Raw genomic sequence first — 11,033 nt, forward strand, 5'->3', positions numbered from 1 at the left:
CTTCACATAGGAGTACGACGTGATCGCCGCCACCACCGCCGCAGCCAGGAACGCCAGGGGGAACCATTTGCCGGCAGTGCCGGCGACCTGGCCCATCAGCGCGAACACGCCGGCGCCGATCATCACACCGGTGCCCATCGACACGGCACCTGACAATGTGATCTTGGAGTCCGCAGAGCCCTTCTGGTCGCCTGACTCCTGACTCACGCCATCGTTCCTTCCGTCTCGTGGACGTCCCGGTTTTTCCAGTGTTCAGACGACATTGTGTCGTAGACCGTGCTTCCATGCACCGGGCGGGATCGGGAGTCCAGTCGAGGGAAGTCAAGCGACGGCGACTGGCTCCGCCAGAACGACATCTACTTGTAGCGCACCTACGCCCACATCTGCCAGGTTCATCAAAACATCATCGGAGTCTACCAACATCCTTAATCAGGCATCCTGAGGGTGAGATAGCGTGCGCCGGGCGCGTTGAAGCCTGCGGTTTCCGGCGACGGTTCGGCTTGTGTGGTTGTGTCAGGCTGCTGGGCGGTGCTGGTTGATGAGTCCTGCGCAGGTGGTGGTGCGTTGGATCGGCTGGCCAAGTTCGATCACGGACGTGTGCGTCTCGTCGCAGGGTGCTCGTTGGCCGTGAGGGGGCCGAATATCCGTCGTGCCTGGTCAGGCTGCATTTCGGTATTCGTTGATGAGGCCGTCGAAGATGGGTTGATTTCACGACCCGAAAGTGGCGCGGATCCTCGGCCGCACGCGTCTCGGCAGCCTCCGGTGGCTGTTGGTTGAGTGAGCGGTGGGTCGGTGAGTGTTGTAGTTCTAGAAGCCACAACCAGCTCATAGGGCTGGAGCACCTCGTCTACGACGCGACCGAATCCACGGCGACGACGCGCGTTGTCGTTGATGACACCTACGGTGACTGAGCCCGGGGGTGGACCTTATCGGACCCCGCCCACAGCTATCCCGATACCAATCAGTCCGACGTCGGCGTCGAGCTCCACCAAGCACCCCTCAACGACACCGCCCTGCGCAGCACCATACTGACCGGCGCCGACATCGTTGTCGTACCAACCGCCGGACCGAACGCCCCGACCGGCGGCCGCTTCAGGCGATGAACGACGTGCGGCGACGCTTTCCGGTGCCCGCCGCCGAGGTCGAGCCGAGGGTCTTCGCGGCCGCCGATACGGACTTCATGCGTCTTGCGGTGCGGTTCGTCGTTCCGATTCGCAGTGCCCGGTCGGTGAAGGACGACCTGACGCGCCGAATCCATTCGAGTCTCGAGAACGCAGGCATCGAGATCATCGCTACCTCAGTAATCCAGAACGCGGCAGACGACTGGCAACCCGTCGCCTGGAGCAATCCCGGCGACAAAGACCAGGGCGACGAGGTGTAGCTGTCACGGGACTCGAATCTCGCTTCGTGCCGGACTGGATTCCTTCGCTTCGCGAGGCCTGCGGACGGGTAGTGTCTGGGCTCGTCGAGCGGTCTTGGGCCCTTCGATGACGGCGAGGGAACCTCGGATGCGGTGTCGCCACAAACTCGGCCGTCATCCCGGGGGCCATCGGCCTCCTGTCCGTTCAACCCCGCGACGTGCTCTCGTACCCGTGGGTGCCGGAACTCCGTCGTGAGGCGCTGACCGGGCGAAACGCATGAGATCAGGTTGCTGCGAGCTCCAACCAACTGGAGCGGGTGCGGTGTGGGTTAAGAGTTGTAATCCCCCCTCCGACACCATCGCTAACTACACGCGGCCGGGACTCGACGAGGATCCGGCCGTCTCGGCTGTAGGTGACGTCGATTCCATCTCTTCATAGACGGCGGCTTTGTCTGCGGGGTCGGCGGCCGCGAGTGTTGTAGGTGATGTCTCGGGGGCTAGCCACTAGCGCCTTGATGTCGTCCTTGCTGAGATGGGTGGTGATGGCGGTCGCTTCTCGGAATCCTGTTGGTGCTCTCGCTGGGTATGATTGTTGTGTTTGCATGCCCGTTGCTGGTTCGCCCAGGTGTTCAATGGGACTTTCGGCCTTACCCGCCCCGATCGTGACCTCCTAGTTTCGGGGCCACGTTGGGGGGAAGGGCGGTCATGGGTCACGTCCGATATCAGGAGAGCTGTGATGGCAGAAAATGACAGGTGGGACTCCGAGTTTGATGTGGTCATCGCTGGCGCTGGCGGGGCGGGGCTGGCGGCGGCAATAGAAGCGGCGGAAGCCGAAGCTAGGACCGTCGTCTTTGAAAAGCAGGGGAAGATTTGGGAGTCTTCCACGGCTATCAATGTAGGCATGGTGGCCTTTGCCGGAACCGACGTGCAGCAGCGGTTGGGCATAGAAGATTCTAGCGAGCTGCTGTACCAAGATCTCCTAGCGGTGGGAAACAACAAGAACGACCCCAGCCTGGTGCGCGCCTACGCCGACCACCAGCTGGATACCTACCGCTGGCTGAAAGACATCGGGGTGCGTTGGGCGGAGATAGCAACCGCCGCCGCCGGCATGAGCCGCCCCCGTGGGCATTTCTCTGACCCCCTGGACATGGTCAGGATTCTCAAGCGACAGGCGGAGCAGCGGGGAGCCACCGTCCTCTTCCACAGCGCCATCACAGAACTCATTACAGACAACCAGCAACGGGTCATTGGCGTCCAGATGCGGGATAGGGTGAACGAAACCCGCATCCGGGCACGCCGTGGGGTGGTGCTGGCTACCGGCGGCTTTGCCCGTTCCGCTGATCGTCTCGCCGCTCTTGACCGGCGTTTCGTCGGTTTAGCAGCCACAACCGGACTGGGGCATACCGGCGATCATCTGCGCATGGCAGAGCCGTTGGGCGCCTATTTTTGCGACATGGAATACGTCAAGCCGAGCTATGAGCTGCACGTCACCGGAGATTCCGCCGCCGAAATCTGCCTCATCTTCTACTTGGGAGCCATCATCGTCAACAGGCAAGGGCGCCGCTTCGTGAACGAGTCCATCCCCTATAAGGACATTGGCATGGCTTCCTTGGACCAGCCCGACGGGGTGGGAGTCATGGTCTTCGACCAGAAGATATTCGACAGGGCGCTGGACAACACGCAGAAGGCCTCGTCTGTCATTCCCAGCGAGAACGTCGTGTTGGGGCTGGACGCGGCGCGCATACGACTACTGGTGCAGGCGGATACCATCGAGGAGCTGGCCGACGGTATCCATATACCGCGCCAGGTGCTGAAGGAGACGGTAGAGAGATACAACAACAGCGTGGCCAGCGGCGCCGACACCGAGTTTGGTCGTAGCCACCTTTCTGCCAGTATCGGCAGTCCGGTCAGGATAGAAACGCCGCCCTTCTATGCCTATGAAGCCAAGAGCCACTTCCTGGCCACTTACGCCGGGTTGGCGGTGGATGCCAGCATGCGCGTTTTAACGCATGCTGGCCATATCCCTGGACTCTATGCTGCCGGGGAGGCGATTGGCGGGTTCCATGGAGCCAGCTATCACTCCGGAGCTGCCGTAGGGCAGGCGCTCATATTTGGACGCATCGCCGGCAGGAATGCCGCGCAAGGATCATGATCGCCTCCCAGGCCATCGCAGAGCGCTTCAACGCGATGTACCACCGATCCCAGACGGACAACAGACGGGTAACGAAATGATTGAGGTGACGGTTATGGCGCAGACGAGAGAAGGCTGATGATGGCGAAGACGTACTGGATAGCGTTCTACCACTCAATCAAGGATCAGGATCGGTTCGCCGCATATGGGAAACTCGCCGGGCCGGCGATGCAGGCCGCTGGGGGGAGGTTCCTGGTCCGCGGCAACCCGTCGCAGGTCTATGAGGCGGGCCTAAACGAGCGGGTGGTTGTCCTCGAATTTGACAGCCTCGAGCAAGCGATCGCAGCCCACGACGGGGCGCCCTATCAGAAAGCCCTAGAAGTGCTCGGCGATTCAGTTGAGCGCGAGATCAGGATCGCTGAGAGCGTCTAAACGGTCGACGATTGATGAGCGGGACGATGGAGAACCGTGAGTCCTTCGTCCAATCGCACCTCGATGAGCTTCAACCGTTTCAAGTGTCGAAGTGGTAGGTTCGTCGTCGTCGTCGTCGTCGTCGTCGTCGTCGTCGTCGTCGTGCAGTGCGAGTCGGATCAATGTATGACTGACGATCGAGGAAAAACCGGAGTTAGTTCAGCTCAGGCACGAGCAGTGGGACCGAGGTGGTGGCCGATGATAAAGCCCCAAACTGCAGGCAGACTCATGGGGCTGGTAGTTGTTCCGAGTGTCTGTGTTCTGTTTCTGTCGTCGTGTGCGGCATCGGAGGCTCCCAGCCCAGATCAACCCGACACAACATCGGCATCCGCCTCAACCGCTAGCTCACAGCCCATCAGTGAACTGCCCACTGAAACGCCTACGACTGCAACGTCGGGAACAAGACAACTCCCGAGTAGCACAACGATCCAGGGTGATCCGGCACTCCTCGACGCTGTGCTTGCTTCGGCGCCAGAACTCGACGGGATCATCAACCCCGGTTGGGAACCGGCCCACGGAGCCCCCTACACCGCCTTCATGTACCAACGGGGCGACGTCGGGTTCACGATTGTCGCTGCGTTTGACGAGTCGTTGGGCCTTCGGCTGGCCTTCGGTGAGGAAGCGGAGATACCCGAGGTTGCTGAGGTGCTGCCTCGTGACGGTTACGACATTCTTTTGCGGGAAGGTACGGGTGACTTCGGGCGAATCCATGCGGCATCCGTCGCCGACCTCTGCGGCCAATTCACACTGGTGGCCTTTGCAATCGTCGACGATTCCAACATCCTGATCGAAGACCTGGCAGTCATCGCCGAGAGCGTTAACTGCCCGTAGCCGGCCGATTTCGGCTACGCAGGAGCGGTGGTCGGCGACGGTTGGTTGAGCGAGTTTGAGTTTCCTCCCGACGTGACCCGTTCCTGCCGGTCGTCGTCGGTCGGGCCTCCGCCAGTGGCGTTGCCCTCGGTATCCCGCCTGCGGCTTCGGGGAGGCCGTCCAGAGATGAAGGCGAGATCCCCACGACCAACCTGCCCAGCTAGGCCATCTCGAACTCACGTTACGAAAAGCGACGTTGGCACCGCGTCGCCTTTTGGGTCGCCGTTCCAGAGACGGACGCAAAGGTCAGGCAGCCAGTGGGAATTCACCTGCTGGGATGCCGCGTGGGGTCAGGGTTTGAGTCGCTCCTCCGACACTATCGCTATCTGTACGCCGGCCGGGACCCGACGGGTGATCCGGCCCCCTGGACGGGGCAGTGGAACTCGTCCTATCACACATTTGCACTGTGTCGCTCACTTGTTCACGAGAGTCCCGGCAGGAAGTCAGGGTCGATGACCTTGCCGATGCCGCGACCATAGGCACCGACTGCTTCTCCGATGCCCCCATAGAACGACGGATATCCGTACATCATCGTCGTAAGGGTATCGATCGGGAGGCGGGCGTGAATCGCCAACCCGAGCATTCCGAGCAGGTCGCCCCCGCGCGGGCCCATCGTCGTGGCGCCTATCAGCACGCCACTAGAGCGTTCGGCCACCAGTTTGATGACTCCGTCGTTGCCGGGGCCGTGTATCCAACCGCGAAACGTGGCGGGGACCTGTTTGACGATCGTCGCCACGTCGATGCCTGCGTCTCGGGCGGACGCTTCGGTCAGGCCAGCCGTTCCGATTTCCGGGTCGGTGAACGTCAGTCTCGGCATGGTTCGATAATCGGCGGGTACCGGGTTCAAACCGAGGATGTCTGAACCAATGATCGAGCTGTGGTAGACAGCCACGCTGGTCAGCATTGGTTGGCCGGTGATGTCGCCGAGGGCCCAGATCCCGTCGCCCGCTCGCATGAGGTCGTCGACCTGCACATGGCGGTTGACCGGCTCTAGACCGGCCGCGTCGAGTCCCAGCGTCGCGAAATCAACGGCGCGTCCGGTCGCCACCAGGAGGCGTTCAGCCGACACCTCGGAGCCATCGTCGAGGGTCACGACGATGTGGTCGCCTGTTTGTTTGACCTGTTCGGCCCGGTGGTTCGTCAGCATGGCGATGCCTTCTCGATCGAAGACGGATTGCAGGATCGCCGAGGTTTCGGGCTCCTCAAGGGCTAAGAGCCGGTCGCGGCCCTCAATGATGGTGACTTCCACACCGAACCTCGCAAACACCTGGCCGAGTTCGCAACCGACCGCCCCGCCGCCGAGGATGATCAGCGAGGCCGGCAGTGGGTCAGCAGCGATGGCATCGTGGGTGGTCCAAAAACTGACGTCGGCCAGCCCGGGGATCGGGGGTATGAACGGATGGGAACCGGTGGCGAGAACGATGCCCCTGGTCGCTTCGATCTCTCGATCGTTGACTACGACGGTGCGTGGGCCGGTCAGTTTGGCGTATCCGCGAATGAAGCGGCCGCCACGGCTTTCGAAGCGGGCTACGGCGACGCTGTCATCCCAGTCACCGGTCGCCTCGACCCTGATGCGTTCGGCCACCGGCGACCAGTCGGGTTTCAGATCCACCTGGCCAGCCATACCGTTGACACGCCGAGCTTCCGCCAACAGATTGCCGGCCCTGATCATCATCTTCGACGGTATACAGGCCCAGTAGGCGCATTCCCCACCGACGAGGTTCGGCTCGACTCCGACCACATCCACGCCTTCATCGACAAGATGTGAGGCAAGGTCCTCTCCGCCCGTTCCTAACCCCAACACGACAATCTCGGCTTTTTCGGTCACGATCAGTCCTCCCGCGGTGCTACAGTCCTTGCGACTCTTGGACAACGATACCCGTGGTGCCGGGGGCGAGCGGCTCGGTCCCATCGAACGTTTTGTGAGGGTGCGTTCGGGTTACCCAAACGACCAGGTAAGATCGCGGCGAGGAGTAAGCATGCCCCTGTTCATGGACCGCCACGAAGTCGGAAACGCCACCGCCCAGGATGTCGCCGACGCCCACATGGCCGACCTGAGCAAGTCGGGGGAGTACGGCGTCGAGTTCTTGTCATACTGGTTCGACTCGGAAAGCGGCGGGGTTTTTTGCCTCGCCAAGGCGCCCGACGCTGATCGGCTCATGGCAGTTCATCAGGCCTCGCACGGCCTCGTCCCCAACGAGATCATCAGCGTCGCGGAAGACAATGTCTTACGTTTCCTCGGCCAAATCAAGGATCCGGTCGACGCCTCACAGGTGACGTCGCCGTTCCGGACAATCATGTTCACCGACCTCGCCGGATCAACCGCCCTGCTCGACGCAGTCGGAGACGCCGCATTCATGACCTTGCTCGGCGAGCATGACGTGATCGTCCGTCGAGCAATCGTGGCCTGGGACGGCCGGGAGGTCAAACATACCGGGGACGGTTTCATGGCAAGCTTTGATACAGTCGCCGATGCTCTTGAGTGCTCCCTGGCCATGCAGGCGGGATTTGTAGAACGCAGCCACGAGGACCGAACTCACCAGCTGCTTATTAGGGTTGGTCTGGCGGCCGGTGAGCCGGTTGACCACAACGAGGACATCTATGGCAAAGCTGTCAACCTCGCCAGCCGGATCTGCGATATGGCCCAACCCGGATCCATTTTGGTGTCGGACGTCGTGGAACAGCTCGGCTCCCGTGACGACTTCACGTTTTCGGCCGAAGGGACCCGTACCCTCAAGGGGTTCTCCGTTCCGGTTCCGGTGTACTCGCTCGTTGCGTCTCCGACGCGACGCCGTCCTCGTTGGTGGAGTCGGCTCGTCTGATCATTGCAACGACGGAGTTCGAGGTCACTTGGGTGTTGGACGGTGTCCTCTGCACTCCCCGGCGACCAGACATGTTCCACCGGCCGAGGATTGGGGTACATTCGTCTCTCCGACACCATCGCCAATCAACTGCGGCCGGGCCGCTACGAGGATTCGCCTGTTTTGGTGGTAGGTGATGTCGATTCCCATCTCTTTGTAAACGCCGCCTTTGCATACGGGTCGACGCCGCCAGGTGTGGCGGTGATGTCCCGGAGAATGTCGTCCTTGGTGAGTGCAGTGGTGAGGTCGTTGCCTATCGCCTCCCATTTGGCGAGTTGGGCGGACTCTATCGCCGTCAAAGAAAAGCACCTGCGCTTTCCATGGAAGTGTGTCGGCCTCGCTGACACCGGTGATCTGGAATTCGACTCCAGGTGAGAGGACCAACCATGGCGACAACACTGACACCGTCGCACGTCTACGGATGCTTCGCCGGCTGACGGGGTAACGGCGAGTGGCCAGTGTTCTGGAACGGTAGGAGGATTAGGCCCGATCGCCCGGCCCGGTGGGCAGATTCCACCATTGAACCCTCAAATACCGTCGATTTGAATGTCCGGGCCCATCGGGAGCCGTAGAAAGTGCTTTCAGATCTATAGGTGGGGCAGTTGTTCCCTGAGCATAGGACTTCAGGTAGGTACACACTGGTCGAGGAAGAACTCTCGATGAGGGGTAAACATGTTCAATGTCCTGGAGGCGAGAGATCTGGCGCCGGGGGTCCGGTATGTCCGGATCGAAGCCCCTAAGATCGCCCGTCGCCGCAAGGCTGGTCAATTCGTCATTATTCGCGCCACGTCCGATGGCGAACGAATCCCGTTGACCATCGCCGATTCCAGCACCGAAGAGGGGTGGATTGCCTTGATCGTGCAGGGAGTCGGAAAGGCAACCAAGACTCTCAATCGCCTCGAAGCGGGCGACGCCATACCCGACGTCGCCGGGCCACTCGGGATGCCTTCAAGAATCGAGCGGTTCGGAACCGTGGTATCGATCGGTGGCGGTGTCGGCACCGCCATTGCTTATCCGTCTGCGGTGGCTCTCAAGGAAGCCGGCAACCAGGTTATTTCCATCATTGGTGGTCGCAATAGCTCCTATGTCCTGCTCGAGGAAGAAATGCGAGCCGTGTGCGATGAAGTCTATCCCACCACCGATGACGGCTCGTATGGCTATCACGGTTTCGTCACCGACAAGCTCACGGACCTCATCGAAGAAGGACGACATCTCGACTTCGTGCTGGCTATCGGTCCGATTCCGATGATGAAAGCGGTGGCGGAAGTGACCCGTCCTCATGGCATCGATACCGTGGTGAGTCTCAACCCCATCATGGTGGATGGAACCGGGATGTGCGGTGGATGTCGGGTAGCGGTCGGGGGAGAGACCAAATTCGCCTGCGTCGACGGCCCAGAATTCGACGCTCACCAGGTCGATTTCGAGTTGCTTGCCATGCGGAACCGCGCCTATGCAGGGTTCGAGAACACGCGCCGCGATGAGATGGACCAGGAATGTGACCGACGGCAGCTTTTGCCGGTTGTGCCCGAGGTCACCGCATGACCGAGTTCACCCTCAAAGAGCGCATGGCGATGGCTCGTCAGAAGATGCCAGAGCAGGAACCCGTCGAACGCAAGGGAAACTTCACGGAAGTCAACCTCGGGTTCACAGCCGAATTGGCCGTGGCCGAGGCACAACGTTGCCTCATGTGCCGTCGGCCGGTCTGCATCGAGGGGTGTCCGGTAGGCGTGCAGATCAGAGATTTCATCGGTCTCGTTGCCGAAGGTGACTTCGATGGGGCCGCCAAGGTCATCAAGCTGGACAACTCGTTGCCTGCGGTATGTGGGCGGGTGTGCCCGCAAGAGGATCAATGTGAGGGAGCCTGTGTCCTTGGGCGCAAGGACAAACCGATTGCCATCGGGGCGCTGGAAAGATTCGTGGCCGATTACGAGCGGCTCAACGGTATCGCAACCGCTGACGCTCCACCCGTTCCCACCGGCAAGTCGGTCGCCATAGTCGGTAGCGGTCCCGCTGGCTTGGCGTGCGCGACCGACCTGGCGAGACTCGGCCATGACGTGACTGTTTTCGAGGCACTCCACGTCCTCGGGGGCGTGCTGAGCTACGGTATTCCCGAATTCCGGCTCCCGAAACAAATAGTGCAGGCTGAGATCATCCAGCTCGAAAAGTTGGGCGTTACCTTCACCACCAACGCGGTGATTGGCATGATCGATACCCTCGACGACCTACTTGGCGAGGAAGGTTTCGATGCCATATTCGTCGGTGTGGGTGCCGGGTTACCTCGTTTCCCGGGCATACCGGGCGAGAACCTGGTCGGGGTTTACTCGGCTAACGAATTCCTGACCAGGGTCAACCTTATGAAGGCCTACAAACCGGATGCCGAAACTCCGGTCTACGACGTGACAGGCAAGACGGTTGCCGTGTTTGGTGGAGGCAACACCGCGATGGATGCGGTCCGTACCGCCGTGCGGCTCGGGGCAGCCAAGGCGTCGATCGTGTATCGCCGTTCCGAGGCGGAAATGCCTGCCCGCAAGGAAGAAATCGTGCATGCGAAACACGAAGGCGTGGAGTTCCGAATGCTTGCCAACCCGGTGGAGTTCCTCGGAAACGAGGAAGGCGTTCTCACCGCGATGCGTCTGCAGGAGATGGAACTGGGCGAACCCGACCAGAGCGGGCGTCAGAGTCCGGTGCCGATCACGGGAAGCGAATGGGTCGAAGACGTCGACATGGTGGTGGTGGCGATCGGGAACAGTCCCAACCCCCTGTTGCAGAAAACCACCCCGGATCTTGAACAGACCAGACGGGGCACCCTCGTCGCAGATGGAGTGACCGGGCGCACCACAAAGCACGGCGTGTTCGCCGGCGGCGACATCGTGACCGGGGGGGCGACAGTCATACTGGCGATGGGTGCCGGCCGACGGGCTGCAGTGTCTATCAATGACTATCTCAATACGGGTGTGTGGGAAATCGAACCTGGGGAGCCTCTGGTCGTCTGAGGATCTCCCGCTCCGAAATGTTGGGGTCGGCCGATGACCATCAACGTGCCGAGCGAGGACGACAATACCCATTCCAGCTCGAGCCGTCCGTCCTGAACCGGCTGGGCGTTGTTAGGTGTTGTCCGTGCGCAACGTCGAGAGCTGCGATCTGTACAATCCGATTTCCCGGATGCACCTTCCAATGGCATGAGTTGTCCGACCAGTGGGCGCTGCCGAGGGGTTGGTAAGTGGCTATTGAAGGCTGAGTGGAGAGACGGACTGACGCGTTGGTCACTTCCCATGAAACGGTCATCGTTGGAGGCGGAATCGCCGGGCTCGCCTGCGCCCGCCGACTTCACGATCGACAA

11 protein-coding genes are annotated in these 11,033 nt (G+C 61.1%); 8 read left to right on the top strand and 3 right to left on the bottom strand.

Translation table 11 applies throughout. The features are described from left to right. A partial coding sequence (locus JJE47_04340) for an amino acid permease (GenBank protein ID MBK5266642.1) occupies positions 1 to 207 on the bottom strand: 207 nt, incomplete at its 3' end. Between the two features lie 892 nt (positions 208 to 1,099). On the opposite strand from JJE47_04340, the gene JJE47_04345 reads away from it, so the two are divergent. The 4 genes from JJE47_04345 (at position 1,100) to JJE47_04360 (ending at position 4,793) form a co-directional block, all read left to right on the top strand. Beyond that, positions 1,100 to 1,381, top strand: coding sequence for a hypothetical protein (locus JJE47_04345; protein MBK5266643.1), 282 nt, complete (start codon positions 1,100 to 1,102; stop codon positions 1,379 to 1,381). Positions 1,382 to 2,096: 715 nt separating this feature from the next. Further along, positions 2,097 to 3,512 (top strand): FAD-dependent oxidoreductase, encoded by a 1,416-nt coding sequence (locus JJE47_04350; GenBank protein ID MBK5266644.1) that lies wholly within the window; start codon positions 2,097 to 2,099, stop codon positions 3,510 to 3,512. Between the two features lie 120 nt (positions 3,513 to 3,632). Further along, the gene (locus JJE47_04355; protein ID MBK5266645.1) at positions 3,633 to 3,923 is read left to right on the top strand and encodes a DUF1330 domain-containing protein; all 291 of its coding nucleotides are present in this window, start codon (positions 3,633 to 3,635) and stop codon (positions 3,921 to 3,923) included. 495 nt (positions 3,924 to 4,418) lie between these two features. Continuing rightward, positions 4,419 to 4,793: a hypothetical protein gene (locus tag JJE47_04360; GenBank protein MBK5266646.1), complete on the top strand. Its 375-nt coding sequence runs from the start codon at positions 4,419 to 4,421 to the stop codon at positions 4,791 to 4,793. Positions 4,794 to 5,253: 460 nt separating this feature from the next. Here the strand turns inward: JJE47_04360 and JJE47_04365 are convergent, their stop codons facing one another. Next, a complete protein-coding gene (locus tag JJE47_04365) occupies positions 5,254 to 6,660 on the bottom strand; it encodes an NAD(P)/FAD-dependent oxidoreductase (protein ID MBK5266647.1) in 1,407 nt (468 codons plus the stop codon). A 151-nt stretch (positions 6,661 to 6,811) separates the two neighbouring features. Between JJE47_04365 and JJE47_04370 the strand changes: the two genes are divergently transcribed. Further along, complete coding sequence (locus tag JJE47_04370; protein MBK5266648.1) at positions 6,812 to 7,654, top strand: DUF4242 domain-containing protein; 843 nt, start codon at positions 6,812 to 6,814, stop codon at positions 7,652 to 7,654. A 143-nt stretch (positions 7,655 to 7,797) separates the two neighbouring features. On the opposite strand, the gene JJE47_04375 is transcribed toward JJE47_04370, so the two are convergent. Beyond that, positions 7,798 to 7,992, bottom strand: coding sequence for a hypothetical protein (locus tag JJE47_04375; GenBank protein ID MBK5266649.1), 195 nt, complete (start codon positions 7,990 to 7,992; stop codon positions 7,798 to 7,800). Between the two features lie 373 nt (positions 7,993 to 8,365). Between JJE47_04375 and JJE47_04380 the strand changes: the two genes are divergently transcribed. The 3 genes from JJE47_04380 to JJE47_04390 form a co-directional block, all read left to right on the top strand. Next, positions 8,366 to 9,235 (top strand): sulfide/dihydroorotate dehydrogenase-like FAD/NAD-binding protein, encoded by an 870-nt coding sequence (locus JJE47_04380; protein ID MBK5266650.1) that lies wholly within the window; start codon positions 8,366 to 8,368, stop codon positions 9,233 to 9,235. Then, positions 9,232 to 10,686, top strand: coding sequence for an NADPH-dependent glutamate synthase (gltA, locus tag JJE47_04385; GenBank protein ID MBK5266651.1), 1,455 nt, complete (start codon positions 9,232 to 9,234; stop codon positions 10,684 to 10,686). Before JJE47_04380 ends, gltA begins: the two co-directional genes overlap by 4 nt. Before the next feature lie 245 nt (positions 10,687 to 10,931). Then, on the top strand, positions 10,932 to 11,033 hold a 102-nt coding region (locus tag JJE47_04390), incomplete at its 3' end, for an NAD(P)-binding protein (GenBank protein ID MBK5266652.1).

It is taken from the genome of Acidimicrobiia bacterium, assembly GCA_016650365.1.
Classification (GTDB): domain Bacteria; phylum Actinomycetota; class Acidimicrobiia; order Spongiisociales; family JAENVV01; genus JAENVV01.